21 protein-coding genes are annotated in these 18,662 nt (G+C 48.6%); 10 read left to right on the top strand and 11 right to left on the bottom strand.

The features are described from left to right. Positions 1-84: 84 nt before the first annotated feature. From purB to rluE, 5 genes are read right to left on the bottom strand one after another with little or no spacing between them, the layout of a single operon-like run. Positions 85-1,455, bottom strand: coding sequence for an adenylosuccinate lyase (gene purB, locus FHC48_RS01955; protein WP_008500757.1), 1,371 nt, complete (start codon positions 1,453-1,455; stop codon positions 85-87). 19 nt (positions 1,456-1,474) lie between these two features. Then, positions 1,475-2,104: a high frequency lysogenization protein HflD gene (gene hflD / locus FHC48_RS01950; protein ID WP_059363128.1), complete on the bottom strand. Its 630-nt coding sequence runs from the start codon at positions 2,102-2,104 to the stop codon at positions 1,475-1,477. A 28-nt stretch (positions 2,105-2,132) separates the two neighbouring features. Further along, positions 2,133-3,245, bottom strand: coding sequence for a tRNA 2-thiouridine(34) synthase MnmA (gene mnmA / locus FHC48_RS01945; RefSeq protein WP_021241033.1), 1,113 nt, complete (start codon positions 3,243-3,245; stop codon positions 2,133-2,135). A 40-nt stretch (positions 3,246-3,285) separates the two neighbouring features. Further along, positions 3,286-3,759 carry an NUDIX hydrolase gene (locus FHC48_RS01940; protein ID WP_025911756.1) on the bottom strand — a complete coding sequence of 158 codons (474 nt, stop codon included), beginning with the start codon at positions 3,757-3,759 and terminating at the stop codon, positions 3,286-3,288. A 9-nt stretch (positions 3,760-3,768) separates the two neighbouring features. Continuing rightward, on the bottom strand, positions 3,769-4,422 hold the full coding sequence (rluE, locus tag FHC48_RS01935) for a 23S rRNA pseudouridine(2457) synthase RluE (RefSeq protein ID WP_008500753.1): 654 nt from the start codon (positions 4,420-4,422) through the stop codon (positions 3,769-3,771). 117 nt (positions 4,423-4,539) lie between these two features. On the opposite strand from rluE, the gene icd reads away from it, so the two are divergent. From icd to FHC48_RS01920, 3 genes are all read left to right on the top strand, one after another. After that, entirely contained in the window at positions 4,540-5,790 is a 1,251-nt protein-coding gene (gene icd, locus FHC48_RS01930) for an NADP-dependent isocitrate dehydrogenase (protein WP_023292761.1), read from the top strand. 292 nt (positions 5,791-6,082) lie between these two features. After that, positions 6,083-6,652, top strand: a complete 570-nt coding sequence (locus tag FHC48_RS01925; protein WP_220418741.1) for a DUF4365 domain-containing protein — start codon at positions 6,083-6,085, stop codon at positions 6,650-6,652. Next, positions 6,649-7,782 carry a hypothetical protein gene (locus tag FHC48_RS01920; RefSeq protein ID WP_220420500.1) on the top strand — a complete coding sequence of 378 codons (1,134 nt, stop codon included), beginning with the start codon at positions 6,649-6,651 and terminating at the stop codon, positions 7,780-7,782. Before FHC48_RS01925 ends, FHC48_RS01920 begins: the two co-directional genes overlap by 4 nt. Before the next feature lie 56 nt (positions 7,783-7,838). On the opposite strand, the gene FHC48_RS01915 is transcribed toward FHC48_RS01920, so the two are convergent. The 6 genes from FHC48_RS01915 to FHC48_RS01890 form a co-directional block, all read right to left on the bottom strand. Then, positions 7,839-8,963 carry a site-specific integrase gene (locus FHC48_RS01915; protein WP_220420499.1) on the bottom strand — a complete coding sequence of 375 codons (1,125 nt, stop codon included), beginning with the start codon at positions 8,961-8,963 and terminating at the stop codon, positions 7,839-7,841. Continuing rightward, complete coding sequence (locus FHC48_RS01910; RefSeq protein ID WP_072262275.1) at positions 8,944-9,189, bottom strand: excisionase; 246 nt, start codon at positions 9,187-9,189, stop codon at positions 8,944-8,946. The genes FHC48_RS01915 and FHC48_RS01910 overlap by 20 nt, the downstream gene beginning before the upstream one ends. Before the next feature lie 52 nt (positions 9,190-9,241). Next, positions 9,242-11,725, bottom strand: coding sequence for an exonuclease (locus FHC48_RS01900; RefSeq protein WP_259281116.1), 2,484 nt, complete (start codon positions 11,723-11,725; stop codon positions 9,242-9,244). A gap of 112 nt (positions 11,726-11,837) precedes the next feature. Continuing rightward, positions 11,838-12,083 carry a YebW family protein gene (locus FHC48_RS01895; RefSeq protein ID WP_259281115.1) on the bottom strand — a complete coding sequence of 82 codons (246 nt, stop codon included), beginning with the start codon at positions 12,081-12,083 and terminating at the stop codon, positions 11,838-11,840. Further along, positions 12,080-12,202: a hypothetical protein gene (locus FHC48_RS23445; protein ID WP_259281114.1), complete on the bottom strand. Its 123-nt coding sequence runs from the start codon at positions 12,200-12,202 to the stop codon at positions 12,080-12,082. The genes FHC48_RS01895 and FHC48_RS23445 overlap by 4 nt, the downstream gene beginning before the upstream one ends. A gap of 253 nt (positions 12,203-12,455) precedes the next feature. Further along, complete coding sequence (locus FHC48_RS01890; protein ID WP_220420498.1) at positions 12,456-12,866, bottom strand: helix-turn-helix domain-containing protein; 411 nt, start codon at positions 12,864-12,866, stop codon at positions 12,456-12,458. A gap of 131 nt (positions 12,867-12,997) precedes the next feature. Here FHC48_RS01890 and FHC48_RS01885 point away from each other — a divergent pair, with 131 nt between their 5' ends. The 7 genes from FHC48_RS01885 (at position 12,998) to FHC48_RS01860 (ending at position 18,515) form a co-directional block, all read left to right on the top strand. Then, the gene (locus FHC48_RS01885) at positions 12,998-13,225 is read left to right on the top strand and encodes a YdaS family helix-turn-helix protein (protein WP_155022689.1); all 228 of its coding nucleotides are present in this window, start codon (positions 12,998-13,000) and stop codon (positions 13,223-13,225) included. A 2-nt stretch (positions 13,226-13,227) separates the two neighbouring features. After that, positions 13,228-13,782: a toxin YdaT family protein gene (locus FHC48_RS01880; RefSeq protein ID WP_220420497.1), complete on the top strand. Its 555-nt coding sequence runs from the start codon at positions 13,228-13,230 to the stop codon at positions 13,780-13,782. Positions 13,783-13,818: 36 nt separating this feature from the next. After that, a complete protein-coding gene (locus tag FHC48_RS23440) occupies positions 13,819-14,877 on the top strand; it encodes a DnaT-like ssDNA-binding domain-containing protein (protein ID WP_259281113.1) in 1,059 nt (352 codons plus the stop codon). Beyond that, positions 14,789-15,334, top strand: a complete 546-nt coding sequence (locus tag FHC48_RS01875) for a replication protein P (RefSeq protein WP_259281112.1) — start codon at positions 14,789-14,791, stop codon at positions 15,332-15,334. Before FHC48_RS23440 ends, FHC48_RS01875 begins: the two co-directional genes overlap by 89 nt. Positions 15,335-15,348: 14 nt before the next feature. Continuing rightward, positions 15,349-15,768, top strand: coding sequence for a PerC family transcriptional regulator (locus FHC48_RS01870; RefSeq protein WP_220420495.1), 420 nt, complete (start codon positions 15,349-15,351; stop codon positions 15,766-15,768). A 3-nt stretch (positions 15,769-15,771) separates the two neighbouring features. Beyond that, complete coding sequence (locus FHC48_RS01865; protein ID WP_220420494.1) at positions 15,772-16,026, top strand: DUF977 family protein; 255 nt, start codon at positions 15,772-15,774, stop codon at positions 16,024-16,026. 647 nt (positions 16,027-16,673) lie between these two features. Next, positions 16,674-18,515, top strand: a complete 1,842-nt coding sequence (locus FHC48_RS01860; protein WP_220420493.1) for a retron Ec67 family RNA-directed DNA polymerase/endonuclease — start codon at positions 16,674-16,676, stop codon at positions 18,513-18,515. Positions 18,516-18,662 lie beyond the last annotated feature (147 nt).

Raw genomic sequence — 18,662 nt, 5'->3', positions numbered from 1 at the left:
GCTGATTATCTTGCTGTGGGGATAAACATTGAGTAAACCGGGGAAAAGCAACCCCCTTTCCGGGCGGAAAGGGGGGAGAAGGGATTATTTCAGTTCGTCAACCATGGTGATGGCGCGGCCAATGTAGTTCGCCGGAGTCATCGCCTTCAGGCGGGTTTTCTCTTCTTCCGGCAGCGCCAGGCCGTCGATAAACTGCTTCATACCTTCGGCATCAACGCGTTTGCCGCGGGTCAGCTCTTTCAGCTTCTCGTACGGTTTTTCGATGCCGTAACGACGCATCACGGTCTGAATCGGCTCCGCCAGCACTTCCCAGTTGTGATCCAGTTCGTCCAGCAGACGATCGCGGTTCACTTCCAGCTTGCTCACGCCTTTCAGCGTGGACTGATACGCGATCAGCGCGTAGCCGATGCCCACGCCCAGGTTACGCAGTACGGTGGAGTCGGTCAGGTCGCGCTGCCAGCGGGATACCGGCAGTTTGCTCGCCATATGCTGCAGCACGGCGTTCGCCAGACCCAGGTTACCTTCGGAGTTTTCGAAGTCGATCGGGTTCACTTTGTGCGGCATGGTGGAAGAGCCGATTTCACCGGCGATGGTTTTCTGCTTGAAGTGGTTCAGGGCGATGTAGCCCCACACGTCACGATCGAAGTCGATCAGGATGGTGTTAAAGCGCGCGATGCAGTCAAACAGCTCGGCGATGTAGTCGTGCGGCTCAATCTGGGTGGTGTACGGGTTCCACTGAATGCCCAGCGAGGTCACGAACTCTTCGCTGAACTGGTGCCAGTCCACTTCCGGATACGCGGCGATGTGGGCGTTATAGTTACCGACCGCGCCGTTGATTTTGCCCAGAATTTCAACCTGTTCCAGCTGACGGTACTGGCGCTCCATACGGTACGCGACGTTCGCCATCTCTTTACCCATCGTGGATGGGGTGGCTGGCTGGCCGTGGGTACGGGAGAGCAGCGGAATGTCGCGGTATTCCACGGACAGCGCTTTCACCGCGTCGATGATTTTACGCCAGTAAGGCAGCACCACCTCTTTGCGCGCGGTGGAGAGCATCAGCGCATGAGAGAGGTTGTTGATGTCTTCAGACGTACAGGCGAAGTGAATGAACTCAGACACGGCGTGCAGCGCAGGAACGCTTTCCACTTTCTCCTTCAGGAAGTACTCAACCGCCTTCACGTCGTGGTTGGTGGTGCGCTCAATGGTTTTAATGCGCGCGGCGTCTTGTTCGCTAAACTCGGCAACGATTTTATCAAGGTAATCGTTTGCCTTTTCGTCAAAAGCAGGAACTTCCTTGATTGCTGCCTGGGCGGCCAGCTTTTGCAGCCAGCGTACTTCAACCTGAACACGGAACTTCAGCAAACCATATTCGCTGAAGATCCCGCGCAGCGCGCTGACTTTATCGCCGTAGCGTCCATCGACAGGGGATACGGCGGTCAGTGAGGATAATTCCATAATTCGCAACTCCGGGAGGTTAACAATGAGCAAGAATTTGTTTTGCCTGAGTGGTCAGGCGATTACGAGAAAACATTAACTGCAGGCGGCCACCGCCAACCTGGTGCCACAGTACGGCGGCACGGATCCCTGCCAGCAGGGAGGCGCGTACTTTTGCCTGTACCTGCGGGCTTTGCAGCACGGCAGGGGAGCCGGTGACCTGAATCCGTGGGCCCAGCGGGCTGATGACGTCAACATAAATGCCAGCCATGGCGCTCAGCAGCGTGTCGGACTGCAGGTCAAAATGGTCAAGCTGACGCTGTAGCCCGGCAATGCGATCGCCCAGGGTATTAAGCGCACCTTGTGCTGCGCTCAGCTTACGCTCCAGCACCATCAGGCTCAACGTGTAGCGGGTCAGCTCTGCGTTTAACCCCTGACGGCTGCTGGCGTTAAGCACGCCAAGCAGGGTTTCAAGACCGAGACGAAGATTGGTTTCACTGCCACCGAACACGCCCAGGGTCGAACCGGGGTTGAGGTCGATAACGCTATTGAGTGAAACGTGCAGGGCATCAGCGTCGCAATGACCCTGATGCGCCAGCTGTTGCACCAGACGGGCTGACTGGCAAATTCCCGCCAGGGCCAGGGTGATGTCATAGTAGTTCTTCGCCACACGGTCTCCTTTATGTGTGCAAACGCTGTTAAACAGCGGGCAGCGGCAGGCGCTGTTCAATGATCCCGCCGCCCAGGCAGATTTCGCCGCTGTAGAAGACAGCGGACTGACCCGGGGTGACGGCGGCGACCGGCTCGTCGAAGCGCACGTCAATGCGGTCGTCATCAAGCGCGGTAACGGTGCAAGGAATATCGGTCTGACGGTAGCGTGTTTTCACCGTGCAGCGCAGCGTGCCTTTCAGCGGCTCACGATCGACCCAGTGCAGCTGCTGCGCGATCAGGCCAACGGACATCAGACGCGGATGGTCATGGCCCTGAGCAACAACCAGAATATTGTTTTCGACATCTTTGTCGACCACGTACCACGGATCTTCGCTACCTTCTTTCGTCCCGCCGATACCCAGGCCTTTACGCTGGCCTAAGGTGTGGTACATCAGCCCCTGATGCTGGCCAATCTCTTCCCCGTCGACGGTGACAATTTTACCCGGCTGTGCGGGCAGGTAACGTCCGAGGAAATCGCGGAATTTGCGCTCGCCGATGAAGCAGATGCCGGTAGAGTCTTTTTTCTTCGCGGTGATGAGGTCCAGCTCTTCGGCGATTTTACGCACCTGAGGCTTTTCCAGCTCGCCGACCGGGAACAGGCTCTGGGCGATTTGCTCGTGGCTCAGCGTATAGAGGAAATAGCTTTGATCTTTGTTGCCGTCCAGACCGCGCAGCAGCTGGCTTTTGCCATTCACGTCAGCGCGACGCACGTAGTGACCGGTCGCAATGTAGTCTGCGCCCAGATCTTCCGCGGCGAATTCCAGGAAGGCCTTAAATTTGATCTCTTTGTTGCACAGAATATCCGGGTTCGGAGTGCGGCCCGCTTTGTACTCTTCGAGGAAGAGTTCAAAAACGTTGTCCCAGTATTCTGCGGCAAAGTTAACGGTGTGCAGTTCAATGCCGAGCTTATCGCACACGGCCTGCGCATCGGCGAGATCCGCTGCGGCAGTGCAGTATTCCTCGCCGTCATCTTCCTCCCAGTTCTTCATGAACAGGCCCTCCACCTTATAGCCCTGTTGCTGTAACAGGTAGGCGGAAACGGAGGAATCGACACCGCCGGACATGCCGACGATCACTTTTTTCTGGCTGTTATCTGACATGGAATACTCACGACATTGAACTTCAAGGCGGCGTATTCTATCACGCCCCCCCACCATTGGCACCCTCTGTAAACGGCCAGTTAAATGCGCCGATGACATCCAGCGGCAAGCGTGCGCCTGACTGCCAGCAGCGGATGCTTTCCGCAACCAGCGGCGAGCGCAGGTTTGGCGCGTTCAGGATCTCGTCGGCGGTGACCCACAGACAGCGGTCGATATCGTTATCCTGCGGTTCAGTGGCGCACGTTTCGCTAAGCTCAACGGCAAATAAAAAACGCAGGAACGGCGTGTGGTCGGGGGCAATCCACTGGTGCATACGAATGAAGTGCTGGGGCTCGGCGTGAATACCGGTCTCTTCCCACAGCTCGCGTTTTGCCGCCTGCAGGAGGGTCTCATTGGCTTCAAGGTGCCCGGCAGGCTGATTCCACAGCGCTTTGCCGTTAATGCTCTCTTCGACAACAAGGAATTTCCCCCGGGCGTGGACCACGCAGGCAACCGTGACATGAGGTTTAAACATAGTGACTCCTTAAGAGGTAACGTCCCGCCATTCACCATTTGCCAGCGTTTCCAGGGTGTAGTTGCCCATGGCGTAACGAATCAGGCGCAGGGTGGGGAAGCCGACGTGTGCGGTCATGCGCCGAACCTGGCGGTTGCGGCCTTCATAAAGGGTGATTTTGAGCCAGCTTGTCGGAATCGATTTGCGTTCGCGGATAGGCGGGTTACGCGGCCACAGCCACTCCGGTTCATTCACGCGTTCAATACCTGCCGGCAGGGTGGGACCGTCGTTGAGCGTGACGCCTTTGCGCAATTTTTCCAGCGTCTCGTCATCCGGCTCGCCTTCTACCTGGACGAAGTAAATTTTGCCGGTGCGTTTCCCCGGCTGCGTGAGTTTCGCCTGCAGCGCGCCGTCGTTGGTCAAGACCAGCAGGCCTTCGCTGTCGCGGTCCAGACGCCCGGCCGCGTAGACCCCCTGAACCGGGATGTAGTCCTTAAGCGTGCTGCGTCCGGCTTCATCGGTGAACTGCGGCAAAACATCGTAGGGTTTATTGAACAGAATCACCCGCTTTGGCTGGGTTTCTTGCGGTCGTCTGGCGGCTTGTCGCGAGCTGAATCGCTCAACCCGGTGTTTTGTAAAAGAAGTTTTCTTCATGGTATTTTCAGGCGTTATCAATTGCCGCATTATAGCCTAATAACGAAGACCTTTCATGGCGTCGGACAATCAGGTACTATCGAAGGGCTCATTACAATTTATTAACATAAGATCAGTAACAACCAGAAGCGCTCGAAGGAGAGGTTAATGGAAAGCAAAGTAGTTGTTCCGGCGGAAGGTAAAAAGATCACCCTGCAAAACGGCAAGATTAACGTTCCTCACAATCCGATCATTCCATTCATCGAAGGTGATGGTATCGGTGTAGACGTTACCCCGGCAATGCTGAAAGTGGTTGATGCCGCTGTTGAGAAAGCCTACAAAGGCGAGCGTAAAATTTCCTGGATGGAAATTTACACCGGTGAGAAATCGACGCAAGTTTATGGCCAGGACGTCTGGCTGCCAGCCGAAACGCTGGACCTGATCCGCGACTACCGCGTTGCTATCAAAGGCCCACTGACGACGCCAGTTGGCGGCGGTATCCGTTCCCTGAACGTGGCACTGCGTCAGGAGCTGGACCTGTACGTCTGTCTGCGTCCGGTTCGTTACTATCAGGGCACCCCAAGCCCGGTTAAGCACCCGGAACTGACCGACATGGTCATCTTCCGCGAAAACTCAGAAGACATCTACGCGGGTATCGAATGGAAAGCGGACTCTGCTGATGCAGAGAAAGTGATTAAATTCCTGCGCGAAGAGATGGGCGTGAAGAAAATTCGCTTCCCTGAGCATTGCGGTATCGGCATTAAGCCGTGCTCCGAAGAAGGGACCAAGCGTCTGGTGCGCGCGGCCATCGAATATGCGATCACCAACGACCGTGACTCTGTGACCCTGGTTCACAAAGGCAACATCATGAAGTTCACCGAAGGCGCGTTCAAAGACTGGGGCTACCAGTTGGCGAAAGAAGAGTTCGGCGGTGAGCTGATCGACGGCGGCCCATGGCAGAAGATCAAAAACCCGAACACCGGCAAAGAGATCGTCATTAAAGATGTGATCGCCGATGCGTTCCTGCAGCAGATCCTGCTGCGTCCTGCGGAATACGACGTGATTGCCTGTATGAACCTGAACGGTGACTACATCTCTGACGCCCTGGCAGCTCAGGTTGGCGGTATCGGTATCGCCCCTGGCGCGAACATCGGTGACGAGTGCGCCCTGTTCGAAGCTACCCACGGTACTGCACCTAAATACGCAGGCCAGGACAAAGTGAACCCGGGCTCTATCATCCTGTCCGCAGAGATGATGCTGCGTCATATGGAATGGTTCGAAGCCGCAGACCTGATCGTCAAAGGTATGGAAGGCGCGATCAACGCGAAAACCGTCACCTATGACTTCGAACGTCTGATGGAAGGCGCTAAGCTGCTGAAATGTTCAGAGTTTGGCGACGCGATTATCGCGAACATGTAATCCACGTGCTGGGTTAAAAAAGAACGGGAGCCAATTGGTTCCCGTTTTTATTAATAGTTTTCGAACGGTTATCAAAATTTTATCAAAATGATTTATCAAAACGAAATTCTTATAATATTGTTTTAGTGAGCATTTTGTAATGGATGGTATATTTACACAGTCGTAATCACCTATGTAAATGTGCTACATAAAAAATCCGGTAACAGTCTATACTGTGTATATGAACAGGCGTGGATGCTGATCAAATACACATATAACGAAACTGACTTTAGATTGATATGATATTGACACAATGGCTAATAATTTCCGAGAAGTGATAGGTCTTATTCTTTCACTAACGAAAGTAGAACCTCGAATAATGTACATATCTCATAAAAAAGAACAGTTTCAGGTTGGATATCTTAAAGCCCTAGTCTCTTGTGCAGGATTTGACACTGGACGATGGGATGTAGATAACGATTGTATAGATGTGACTTTAAAAGGCGTGGACTATCCAAGGCCTGGAAGGCGTAACCCTTGCATTGATATACAATTGAAGGCTACACAGCGTTTTGAAGAACAAGGCGACTTTTATCTTTATGATCTTAATCTCAGGAACTATGATCATTTACGTGATGAATATGTGTCTTCTCCTCAATACTTAATGGTTTTACACTTGCCTGAGTCGGTGAGTGACTGGATTGATGAAACTGGCAACGGAATTACTCTTAACAATAAATGCTACTGGTTATCATTGCGTGGTTTTCCAGCATCTTCAAACACATCAACTGTAAGGGTTAAGATACCAAAAGCTCAAAAGGTTACAGTTTCTTTGCTTAAGAATTTGATGAAGCAGGCTAGCGTTATGGGGCTAGAAGCATGAAGATTGAAAACGAGAAATTCATTGCTACGGCTGATTTTGGGAAATACTTATCTTTCAATGGCTGGAGTTTAATCTCGAGTAAGAGTAATATTTTTAATATATGGGAGTCTGATGATCATTCTAATTATGAGATCTTGCAGCCACTCATCCCTACCGCCTCAGATTTTAAGAGAAGAGTACTTGATCTAATTGACGTGTTGTCTATAACTCAAAATAAAAGCATTGACAACATTATTTCTGAAATAAATGAAATCAGTGATGATGTTATACGTATTAGAGTTATACATGAAGATGTAGCTGATGGTTCCATTCCATTCAATGATGGAGTTGAATTATTTGTTAAAACGAAAGAGCTTTTGATATCAGCTGCAAGATCATTAATCAAAACCCAGAAAGGTATGTATGGTGGTAAAGCACCGACAATAGTTAGTGAATATTTTGATGGTTTGAAATTGTCTCAGACAGAGATTGGTAGCTATGTTTTGAAGGTTGAATCTCCGATTTGCTTCACTAATAGTGATCAAGAAGACTATTGTTCAAAACCATTTGGCCGTAGTGTTTCCGAGCGAGTTATTGACAGTGTATCTAAGTTAGGCCAAGCCGTAAACCTATTCAAAGATAATAATAACTTCATGTATTTCGAAGAAATTATTAGGCATGGTGTTAATGCGTCATTATGCTCCGCCATTATTGGCCTGAGCGGCTCGAATCACACCCGTTCAATTGAAATATCAGTGCAGCCTTCACCATATGCTGATACGGAAAATTTACGTTCCAAAGCTATAAAAATATGCGCTACTGATATTCCATTTATTAAACGCGCTAAGGGTTATTATTTAAACCAATACACAATTCCAAATTACATATTAATCGGGAAAGTTATCAAGCTTGCTAGAGAAAATGATATCGGTAATGGTATAGCAACTATTATTGAACAAAAAAATCAGCGAAACATTAAAAGACGTACAGTGGAGTGTCTACTTGATGAGGGATTATATAATCAAGCAATCGAAGCTCATAGTAAATCTTTAAGGTTACATCTTAAAGGAGTGTTGGTTGTTTCTGGCCGGAAGTCATATTTAACGAATCCTCGAATTTTTAAAAGAAATATAAAATTACTTGTTGATTAACCCGCTTTTGCGGGTTTTCATTGATTTTTTCGATGTTTTCCTTAACAAGGATATAATTAAATCACTTTAATCCAGTCCTTCCCTCGATCATCATGGTACCGAGCAGTCTGATTAGGGGACTTGTGTCCCAATAATTTTTGGGTATCAATACCCTGGGCTTCATACAGACGTTCTGCTAAAGAACGCTGCTCATGAAAAGTAGCCGGTGTTCCATCCCCCCAATTTATTTCTGCTTTATCCCGTGCCTTACTGAAATTCATCGTTAATGTGTTCGACTTCACTTGTGCCCCTCGTTCTGCCATTGAGGTTGCCCGGAAGAAGTGGATTAGGTATGGACTCACTGCATAATCTTGGCAACGAGCAACTACATCCCTTAAACTCCAGTCAATCGCGTTAAGTCTGAGGGATAGCGGAATCGCTAGCTTGCTCCCCGTCTTCTCCTGTACGACATGAAGATGGTCATCCCAAATATCGCTAAACTTCATGTTGGAAATATCCCCAAGGCGTTGACCAGTAACGAGAGCCAATAGCATTGCATTGCCCATGTACTGGTGATTAGCGTCTGCAATCTCGAAAATCTTTTTCCATTCGTCAAGGTTAAGACGTTGTCGGGTAATCCGTCGGCGTGGTTGTTTTGTAGCAAGAGCCGGGTTATAACCCGGCGGTACCTCGCCATAATGCTGTGCTTCTTTGAAGACATCTATTAACACTGAGCGTATGACCTGAGCCATTCGCGGCTGGCCTTCTGCAACATAGGACTCCAGTATCTGGGCAACATCCCGAACATCGACGGATGAAATCAATTTCATTCCCACGCTCTCACGAAGTAGGGCTACTGGTTTAGCCTTTTGCTTATGAGTGTTCGGCTTGATATCACCGTTCTCCAGTCTTTCATCCTGAATTTTCCAATAACGATCTAACCACGTATTTGTTGTTATCGCCTTTCCTTTGCTGGTGGCGATCTTGTCACTGATAGCCAAAACTTGCCTAGTGCGCTGTTCAGCTAGTCGCTCATTAGCTTCGATTGCTATTGCTGTTGCTTCAGCCTCGTTAGTTCCGAGGCTGTGAAATTTACCAGTAACAGGATGCTTATAGCGCCAGTAGATTTTATTTACCTTACGACTGTAGAGCGGATAAAGATTAGGTATCTTAACGTTGTTTTTACGTGGTCGGGCAGCCATCAGACAGTATCCTTTGAAGCATAGGAGAATCAGATTTTTTAATAACGGGCTTGGTTAAATTACCTGTAATCTCGGCATCTTCTCTTACCCGCCAGTATCTTCCTTCTTTGGTGGCCGGGGGAGTGAACATGCTCTCTTTAGCGTATCGGCGTAAAGTATTCAGACTTGGAGGATTACTCCGGTATTTTTCCGCAGCCCATTCTTCTAAAGTCAGCATTTGAAGCATGTGATTTACCTCATAATGGCCCATATCAGGGCCATTTTCTGAAATTAAAAAATCAGTGTTCTGTCAGACGCTGCCAGATTGCTGACACGTATTTGACCTGGTGAAGAGCATCCGAAATAGCCTTGTGAGGTTCACCCTCAAATGGGATCTCATAGCGAGGCTTGCAGCCAACGGCTTTACCCAACTCGACAATGGTTCTTACATCCCGGTTATTCCAGAACTTCCATGGGCAGGGGATCCCCGTCCGGTCATAAGATGCCTCAAGCAGGACATTGTCATAAGTGGCACCATTCCCCCAGACCTGAACAGAATCGTGGCCGTTAACCGCATTCTCGCCTATAAACTCATTTAGCTGCAGTAATGCATCATCGAGCGGAATAGCGTCATCCATTACCAACTCAGAGCGCGCTTCGGGCGAAGCTTTTAGCCAGAAGATAATGGTAGATGCATCCGGAACTCCGCCGCTGGCCATTGAAGATTCCAGGCTAATAACTTTGTAAAATTCCGATCCGGTATTACCTGTAGATGGATCAAAGAACACGGCCCCGATAGATACGACTGGTGAATCAGCTTTTTTACCAAAAGCTTCAATGTCGATCATAAGGTGTGTATAAAGCATTTCAGGCTCGGCATGATTATGATGACCGGAATCATTATTTATGGCAGTTGTGCTGCTATAAGTTTCAGTAGCGCTTGCGCTTGAGATAGTTTCTTCCGTGCCTTCTGATAACGCAGCACCGTCCGGGGTTTCATCATTGCCAGTTTCTTCCATCTGCATATTATCAACGTACTCCGCCGCGGTATCTTGTTGGTCGATTTCAGCGTTGCTGGTGGCCAACCCTTCAATAGAAAAAAGGCCATTTCTAACTTTTTCGAGAGCCGGCTGCGTGCCGTCGTCGACATGTGTCCCTTCATTCTGGCCGCCAGTTTCAACATCAGAATCAGTCGCTACCTCGTTTGTCCAGCTCACCTCAGGGTTATGGCGCGCAGCCGCAAGAGTTTCGTCTGATGGAGCAGAATGATCGCTTTCAGTCAGGTTCGCGTTAATGAATCCGCTGAGACGTGCCGGGTACAGGTAATGCTCTGGGTGAGCGCTGCGGATAAGTGCAAAGATAGCTGCACGCGAGTAGTCCAAAACCCCCGGAGTTGCGCGAAGAGCTCTAGACCATTCTTTGAATGGACTTTCTTTTTTACTAACGATCTCTTTTGCCCGACGGAAAACACCACCAGGGATATCATAAATGTTGAAATCCATTGGTAACGTGGCCAGCGCAATCTCTAAATCGAGAGTGTCGAGATCATGTTTAAGGTCAGGGTTTCTGTCGGTCTTGTTGCCTCCGCCAGCATTCGTACCGCTTTCAGTGCGCTGTATTTCTGCAACGCGACTACCTTTAGCCCATTCTTTTACCAGCAGGCCGCGGTCAATGTAATCAGTCGCCGCCCAGATTCTGGTGAATCGGAGAACCAAAGCGAGTTCGTGACGCTTTTCTTGTCCGAACACCTTGCGAATGGCATCGGTATAGCGCCACAGGTCTTTGGTGTCGTAACCCTTTACCTGTTCGCAGTTTTCTGCCGCCAGCAACAGGTTCTGGACATAGCTATTGTCAGTGTCCATCTCAAGCGCGCTGATACCTTCGTATTCTTCGCGGGTTAAGTGGTGGCGCAGTTCGTCGGCGGTGAACTGGGCGAGTAGCTGCTTGCGGAAGGGCATACGAACGACTGGATAACGTGTGGTTTCGTCATCATTCTCGTCAATCTGGATAGCGTTATCAGGTTCAAGACCCTGACCTGCTATAACGCCAGTGTCGCTGGTGCTTTCAGATTTCAGAGGGGGAAATTTGCCGCTGCGCCAGTCTTCCACTAATTGGTTGCGAGCGCTGGCATCTGCTTTAGCCCAGTCAGCCATGAATGCAGCGATATCTTCAGTTTCGTGCGTTTCATCTGGCGCGAATACCTGCTTAATCGCCTGAACGAGTTTCCACTCAGCGTTCGGGCTGAGTTCGGCAACTTCAGGGATGTCGCTCTTCGCCAGCAGCAGGTTCTGAAGATAGGTGTTGCCTTCATCCAGTGACATTTCGCTGGCAGCAAGCTGCTGCTCTTTTGTGATGTGTGATTGATACTTGTCGCTGGTCAGGTGAACGGCAAAACGTACTGCTGGAGTGCGGTTTTCAAGCGGGACACTCTCGACGGTGGTTTCAACTGTAGTGGTCGCTTCCGGAGCGGCAGTGTTGTTGTCCACGGCTCCAGTAGACTCCGCACCAGCCTTTGGCAGCCAGGTGCGTCCATCGTCCTGGAGTTCGTAGCGTTTGCACCAGGTGTAATCCACTGTGCATTCTTCCGGTAGGTCGTTGTAAACAGGGAAATCGGTACGGACAGGCTTGCTATAATCCTTGCCCCGGCCGGTTTCAATGCCAGCATCTTCAAGCTCTACATCCAGCTGCAAATTGGCTCGCGCTTCTGATTTAGCAGTGAACCAGATGACGGCATCTTCTTTGCCGGATTTCTGTGTTGCCTTGATTAAATGAAAGAATTCCATATCGGGTCCTTAATTTTGGTTGTAAGATACCCGTAGCTAGTGATTGCCGCCTTGGGTAGTGGTCATTGGTCAAAACTCGATTCCGGAAAGCTTTGGTCGGCTGACCGGGTACTTAACCCGCCTTGCGCGGGTTTTGTGCTTTTAGGGGCTGGTAGCAGCCATTGGTCACAACTCGATTAAAATTTGAAAGCTGGCTGTTGGTCGTCAGCCGATTTGTACGGGTAACACTCTCCTTTAATGTGCTGCTCTTTGGTAGCTGCATCACAGCCATATCGGTTTTGTATACACCGAGCATGATGTCTGAGCATTCCCCGGTGAGGGCACAGACGGTAACGATCAGGGCAAAGAACGAGCTCATGCTTTTAGCTCTGGATTGCCTTTTTGGGCCAGTAAGTAGCAAAGCTTACGAACCAGAACTTCAAACAGATTTAAGCGAACGGCTTGGGGGCCAGCTTTTTTGCGTGCGAAATCGATCATGGTTAACTCCTGTGTGCCTTTAACGCCAGGCTGGCGGAACGGTAAACCTGCTGCGCGATTGTCTTGCCATCTCATCCGGTGTTTCGTATGCCGCCGGCAGCTACTTCGTGGGCGTCCTGCCTCGATGACTCGTTGCGATAGAGATATTATTATCAATACAATCGATATGTGTCAAATTAAATCGATAGCTTGGGGCGAGAAAAACCTAGGGTCATTGATGACCCGAGCACAAGAGGGTGAATTAAAAGAAAGGCTATTTGGTTGGCGGGATCAGATTACGTTTCTGCAGATAAGTCTTTGCAAAATTATCGAGCTCTTCAAGTCTAAGGTCTATTATCTTGATAATTCGTTCTTTTTCATCATCTGTTGGCAATTGTTCGAATGCATCCAGAAGTCTTTCTTGAAGTTCTGTTGACGGCTTAACTTTTGGTTTTGGTGCCCAAGGATCGTGCTCTTCGAGGGTCTCACCATCCTCCATAAAGAACCATGAGAGTGGATACCCAGTCGCAGCGGGAAGAAGATTCAGTATTTCAGATCTGGGTAAAATGTCAGAATTGCACCAGCCATTAACAGATTGAGCCTTGACTCCCAGTCTGCGTGCCAGCTCAGATTGTGATATTTCGAGATCTTTTATCGCCTTTTGCAATCTCTTACCGAAGTTCATCTCTTCATCCAATTCATCTAGTTATTAGCAATTATACAGATTTTTTCTGTAGCTCTTACTATCGAAATAATTTGACTATATCGATTTAATTTGTTTTATTGTCACTCATCGTTAACTACTGAGAACAACTGATGAAGACATCAATTCAAAAAAAGCTCTTATCGATTTGCAGTCAGGCTGAGCTAGGACGCCGGATGAAAAGGAGAGCCCAAACTGTAAACGGCTGGTTTAAAAACAAAGTTCCCGGAGAGCTGGTGCTCAAAGTGAGTAAGGCCGTCGATTGGCAAGTTACTCCTAATGAATTACGTCCTGATCTTTATCCCAATCCAAAAGATGGTTTACCTCAGAAGGAGGCTTAATCATGCAGTCAGCTACATATCAACATCATAACCAACGCCTGGCCGGACCGCTGAAAACTCAAAATCAATTTATGGCGCATCGGCGAGATAGCTTTAAGCACCGTTCAATACAGGTTGCAGTTCGGGAGTGGGAATCCACTTTGCCCGGCCAGGCGCAGGAAAAAATCGCTCAGTTGGTGGCAGAGCAGTGGGCGAAGGAAGGGGGCCGCGGTATCGCGGTCAACAAGCAGAATCTATTCCGGTATCTGAAAAACGAAGGTGGCTCGGAAAAATACACCGCTTACGTCATGCAGTTGTCGGGGGCAATCGTCGCCGCTATGCCCATTGAGCTTGCCAGAAAGCATGGCCTGAGTAATGCCAGAACGGAAGCCGAGCTGGTGGCGAGCGCTATCAAAGAATGCAGTGAGGCACATCAGGCGAAGTTGCTGGGCGCACCGCTGCAAAAGCTTGAGAAGGAGATCCGCGAAGCGGCAATCGCTTTATTCAACATGTTACCTGCTGACGCGGCGGGACCACTACTGGCGAGTATCAGCGCCGTAGCGCCGCAATTTTTTTAATCGAGTTTTGATCAATGAATTCTGCCCGGAGGCTTCATGAGCATTGATGCAATGCGGTGGGCCAAGAAAGTTAAGACCGGAAAATCCTCCAGTAAGGCGATCCTGACCTGGCTGGCTGATATGTGCGGCGCTGACTTGTGCGCTTACCCATCCGTCGCTGCGCTTGCAGAGGCTACTGAGATGGACAGAAAGACGGTGCTTGCAGGCTTGCAGCATCTGCAGGAAATCGGCCTGGTTGTCGATACAGGCGAACGGCGCGGCAGGACAAAGCAAATTCCTGTGTACAAGCTGGTCGGTGTTGAGGAAAGCATCCCCGATTCCGAACAGACCCAAAACTGGAACTCTTTAAAGGATCCCAAAAACGGGACGGTTAATTTGAACCGTACCGAAAACGGAACTGTTAATACAAACAGTGCCATAAACGGGACTATTTCAGGTGATAAGGGTACCAAAAACGGGATTGTTAATAGTTCAGATTTTAACCAAAGAGTACCGTTTTTCCCTTTAAACAGTCCCAAAAACGGGACACGGAATCTACCAATGAACCATAAAGATCTAAACCCCACACATAGAGAACTGGTCGAACCTGTTATTCCTGATTATCCGGATCAGCCAGGTCTCGGAATTGGGCAACAGCAGACAATCGGCAAATTCCGGATGTTTGAAAACTGGAATCCAACAGCCGACTTTGCTCGACAGGCAAATCTGTGGGGCATGCCGATCAAGGCGGGCATAAATATCGAAGCCGAGCTGAGCAGCTTCATCGCTTACTGGCAAGCCGAAGGGAAAGTGTTTCATCAAATTCAGTGGGAGCAGAAGTTCGCTCGCCACCTGGATCGCGCAAAGGTTCTTAAAGCACCACAAACGGGAGGTACCGAGAATGCATCAGTTAGACCACAGCCAGCAGCGTCCCGAGCTGTTCAGCAAATCCAATCAGCACACGCAGAGTGGCGACGCCGGAACGGACTTGATGGCGACGGAGACGGCGTGGCGGCTATGGCAGGTGATGGGGGAAATCTTCTCGAACCGCTGGACGCAGAAGAATGGGGTAGAACCCACGGCCCTGTGGATAGCTCAGATAGGTTCGATGACTGAGGGCCAGATCAAACTGGTTTGTCGGCAATGCATGGACCGTTGCGCAGTAGGAAATACATGGCCCCCGGATCTTGCTGAGTTCGTTTCGCTGACTTCAGAGAGTGGTGCCAATCCGTTCGGGCTGACATCTGACCGGGTGATGAGTGAATACCGTCGCTGGCGTAACGAGTCGTATCGTTTTTCGGGTAGCGACAAATATCCGTGGCCGCAGCCGGTGCTGTATCACATCTGCATAGAAATGCGCAGAACTGGTATTGAGCGTCAGATGACCGAGGGGGAACTTAAAAAACTGGCAGAGAAATTATTAATCAAATGGACGAAGCACGTAAGCAACGGGCTTTCAGTTCCACCAATCCGTCGACAGCTAGCTGCACCGCAGCATCCGGCAGGGCCAACTCCGGCACAGCTACTGATGGAAGAATACCAACGCCTCAAAGCGGCAGGTTTAACCAACTAATCGAGTATTGACCAATGACCAAAGCATTAACACAAAAAGAGCAGGTGGCGGTATTTGTGCGCTACCGACCGAACTGCACCGTTGGCGATGTTTCCGAAGCGCTGGACATGACTGGAGGTACAGCCGGAAGGCTGCTGCGCGAACTCAGTGACGAAGGCGTGATTATTCGCTCACGTGACAGCGTTCAGTACACATACCGGGCGGTACCGCACGCAGAAATTCCAGACGTAATCCTCCCATGCATGGTTGAAAAAAGTGATCCGGTCAGGATGCAGGCTGCCGAGCAGAAAGCGAAGGAGCTAGAGGAGAGGGGGCTTTGGCGAAGAGCAGCAGCAGTATATTCGGACATGTTTGGTATCGCCGGTAGCGCTGTTGAAGTAGCCCGTATCGCTAAGCGTCGTAAAGACTGCCTGCGCCAGGCGGGGAGGGTGTAACCAATGCCGAGACCAAAAACACAGAGTGAACGCAATCAAATCATTTCAAGGATCATTGAGTTGGTGAAAAAGCATGGCCGTATCACGACAAAAGAAGTCATTGCGCTGTTCGATCTGCATCGCACAACCGCAGAGAAATACATACGAATAGCCATTGCACGGGACGAATTGATCCGTTACGGTCGTTGCGGCATTTTCCGTGACCAACGAGCAATTATCGATTTCGACCTGAAACGCTTCTCACACACCAGAAAGTAAGGTGAATGTAGAAGAGAATGCCGCTTAACCGCGGCATCTCATGCTCATGAAGGTCCGCTTTGAGCGCACAGCGGACATTTGATTAATGTCAGCAATCACATTTTCTAACTCCACCTAACTATTGTGAAGTCTGTAAAAAAGGAAGGTAAAAGCTCAGCTGGCGGTAAATCGTACTCGGTTAAAGCTCGGAGTTTCACCGAATGGTGCAGCAGGCAAACCGGCGCGTTCTTGCTCGGTGCCGACCGCCAGTCCCCTATATCTGGTATGTCTCCCTTCTGAGAGAGGCACAATATATAGAGCTCTGAGCTGTATCAGGCGGATTAGATAGAATTGGCGTTTTACCGAAAGGAAAGAAAAAAAATCAGGGGCGGTCAGGTCGTGAAATGTGAACAACGTCCCTATGTACAAGAAGCGGATGCTGCTGAAATCACAAAATGTCAGTCGAGCAGGAACAGATAAATTGCAAGTCGCCCGATTTTTGATATATTGAAGAAGGTTTATGGGCAGATTTTGGGTCGCGTTTCGCGATCAGTGAAAAAAATGTCCGATAGGATTGCCCTTTCAGGAACTCATTGTCCTGGCGCTACTTAGATTCTTGTCAAGTTTGCGTAAGAGTGCCCATAAACCTTTTCAAATGGTGACGTACAGTGAATAGACTTTTATTATTAAAATCGGCAAAGACAAAGCCGGATTTAGCAAGGATTTTAGGCGTCAAGCCCTCTGCATTAACGCATTGCTTATACATCGTCAAGCCTGAAAATCAATACGTGAAATTCGAGATCCCCAAGAGAAACGGGGGTAAAAGAATTATCAGCGCTCCCTCAGGCATGCTAAAAAAACTGCAATCCTGCCTTTCAGATTTATTACTTGACTGCTTGGATGAAATTATCTTTCTGAAGTTCCCAGATTCAGAGATAACGAGGCAAAAAGCAAAGAATTCTCCTTTTTTAAAAGTGAAGTGCTCTGGCTCAGAAATAAAACAGCCCTCGCTTTCGCATGGATTTGAAAGAAAGCGTTCAATTATTACCAACGCAATGATGCATTTAGGGAAAAAGCATGTTTTTAATATCGATTTAGAAAACTTCTTCGGTAGTTTTAATTTCGGAAGGGTGAGAGGTTTTTTCATTAAAAACGGAAACTTTTTGCTTGAACCAGAAATAGCTACGGTGATTGCAAAAATAGCCTGTTATAATAACGAACTGCCCCAGGGCAGTCCGTGTTCACCCGTAATTTCTAATTTAATCACTCATTCTTTAGATATCAAATTAGCGGCGGTCGCCGCAAAGCATTCATGTACGTATACGAGATATGCAGACGATATAACCTTTTCAACTAGGAGGGAAAGTTTATCCTCTTCTGTAGCAAAATCAGATGATCATACTTTTGTTGCAGGGAAGGTCATCAGAAGAGAGATTGCCCGTTCAGGATTTTCGATTAATGAATCGAAAACGAGAGACCAATACAAAGACTCCCGGCAGGAAGTTACGGGGTTAGTTGTAAATAAAAAACCAAATACTAAAAAAGAATACTGGCGGCTTGTTCGTGCTCAGTGTAATCATCTGTTTAACTCGGGCGAGTTTAAAGAGACGATAAATGGCGCTGAGGTGACTGGCAATATTCACAGGCTCGAAGGGAAACTGACTTTCATTGACCAAGTTGATCATTATAACCGGCTTCGTCAGGGCGAAAAGTTAAATCCTAAGTATCATTTAAAAAAAGACGCCATCAGAAAAAGTAACCCTTCAAGAAGGCGTTATTTACATACGTCCAGAGAGACAACATTTAGTAAGTTTCTTTTTTATCGCTGGTTCTATGGTAACACCAAACCTACGATTCTTACTGAAGGTCAGACTGATAATATTTATTTAAAATCAGCAATATGGAAGCTCGCAGTCCAATTCCCTAAACTGGCAAGTGGGAAAAGTGCCAAAGAGCCTTATAAGGCTTTAACTCAGTTTTTCAAATATAATGAGCGAACCCGATACTTATTAGAGCTTTTTGGTGGTGGCGATTATCTGAGGGATTTTGTAGCCAATTACAAAGCATTGTTTAATACTTACAAAGCACCTAAACCATCGCACCCAGTAATAATGTTCGTGGATAATGACTCCGGCCCTATTAACCTTATTAATGATGTTAAAAGAGTTAAGGGTATTGATATTTTCCCAGCGGGTCTAAGTGTGGACGATATCCGTCAGTCTGAATTTGTTCATATTTTTTGCAATCTTTATCTGGTGCTCACTCCTCAGGGAGCGGGAGATTCTGAGACTGATATTGAGTATTTCTTTAGTGATGCTGATCGGCTCAGGGAGTATAAAGGAAAGCGTTTTAATACGGTCGCTGACCGTGACAAAGTTAATGACTTAAGTAAAGAAGCATTTGCGACGCATATTGTTAAGGCGCAGAAAGGTATTATTGATTTTTCACGGTTTACTCCTCTTTTAGAACGCATAGAAAAAGTGATAGAACACTATAATTCAATAAAGTGATCTCGCTTTTAGCAGGTGGATATCAAATCTAGGCACTGGTAAGGTTTTGATTGTCGGTAAACTGCGGGTTTTAGCGAATGCGTTCGAACATGAAGTATCAGTCTGATTTTGGCACGGAACGGACTGGCTAACTGGGCAGGGGCCCAC

Source organism: Enterobacter sp. EC_50 (genome assembly GCF_019584525.1).
Lineage (GTDB): Bacteria > Pseudomonadota > Gammaproteobacteria > Enterobacterales > Enterobacteriaceae > Enterobacter > Enterobacter roggenkampii.
This window is presented reverse-complemented; position numbering and strand designations above follow the sequence as displayed.

Excerpts from the sequence above, each read along its gene's own strand:
- FHC48_RS01880 (WP_220420497.1), top strand. The coding sequence starts at position 13,228 with ATGCAGTCAGCTACATATCAACATCATAACCAACGCCTGGCCGGACCG.
- FHC48_RS01925 (WP_220418741.1), top strand. The coding sequence starts at position 6,083 with ATGGCTAATAATTTCCGAGAAGTGATAGGTCTTATTCTTTCACTAACG.
- icd (WP_023292761.1), top strand. The coding sequence starts at position 4,540 with ATGGAAAGCAAAGTAGTTGTTCCGGCGGAAGGTAAAAAGATCACCCTG.
- FHC48_RS23440 (WP_259281113.1), top strand. The coding sequence starts at position 13,819 with ATGAGCATTGATGCAATGCGGTGGGCCAAGAAAGTTAAGACCGGAAAA.
- FHC48_RS01885 (WP_155022689.1), top strand. The coding sequence starts at position 12,998 with ATGAAGACATCAATTCAAAAAAAGCTCTTATCGATTTGCAGTCAGGCT.
- FHC48_RS01870 (WP_220420495.1), top strand. The coding sequence starts at position 15,349 with ATGACCAAAGCATTAACACAAAAAGAGCAGGTGGCGGTATTTGTGCGC.
- FHC48_RS01920 (WP_220420500.1), top strand. The coding sequence starts at position 6,649 with ATGAAGATTGAAAACGAGAAATTCATTGCTACGGCTGATTTTGGGAAA.
- FHC48_RS01900 (WP_259281116.1), bottom strand. The coding sequence starts at position 11,725 with ATGGAATTCTTTCATTTAATCAAGGCAACACAGAAATCCGGCAAAGAA.
- FHC48_RS01940 (WP_025911756.1), bottom strand. The coding sequence starts at position 3,759 with ATGTTTAAACCTCATGTCACGGTTGCCTGCGTGGTCCACGCCCGGGGG.
- FHC48_RS01875 (WP_259281112.1), top strand. The coding sequence starts at position 14,789 with ATGGGGGAAATCTTCTCGAACCGCTGGACGCAGAAGAATGGGGTAGAA.
- mnmA (WP_021241033.1), bottom strand. The coding sequence starts at position 3,245 with ATGTCAGATAACAGCCAGAAAAAAGTGATCGTCGGCATGTCCGGCGGT.
- FHC48_RS23445 (WP_259281114.1), bottom strand. The coding sequence starts at position 12,202 with ATGATCGATTTCGCACGCAAAAAAGCTGGCCCCCAAGCCGTTCGCTTA.
- FHC48_RS01915 (WP_220420499.1), bottom strand. The coding sequence starts at position 8,963 with ATGGCTGCCCGACCACGTAAAAACAACGTTAAGATACCTAATCTTTAT.
- FHC48_RS01910 (WP_072262275.1), bottom strand. The coding sequence starts at position 9,189 with ATGCTTCAAATGCTGACTTTAGAAGAATGGGCTGCGGAAAAATACCGG.
- purB (WP_008500757.1), bottom strand. The coding sequence starts at position 1,455 with ATGGAATTATCCTCACTGACCGCCGTATCCCCTGTCGATGGACGCTAC.
- rluE (WP_008500753.1), bottom strand. The coding sequence starts at position 4,422 with ATGCGGCAATTGATAACGCCTGAAAATACCATGAAGAAAACTTCTTTT.
- FHC48_RS01895 (WP_259281115.1), bottom strand. The coding sequence starts at position 12,083 with ATGAGCTCGTTCTTTGCCCTGATCGTTACCGTCTGTGCCCTCACCGGG.
- FHC48_RS01890 (WP_220420498.1), bottom strand. The coding sequence starts at position 12,866 with ATGAACTTCGGTAAGAGATTGCAAAAGGCGATAAAAGATCTCGAAATA.
- FHC48_RS01865 (WP_220420494.1), top strand. The coding sequence starts at position 15,772 with ATGCCGAGACCAAAAACACAGAGTGAACGCAATCAAATCATTTCAAGG.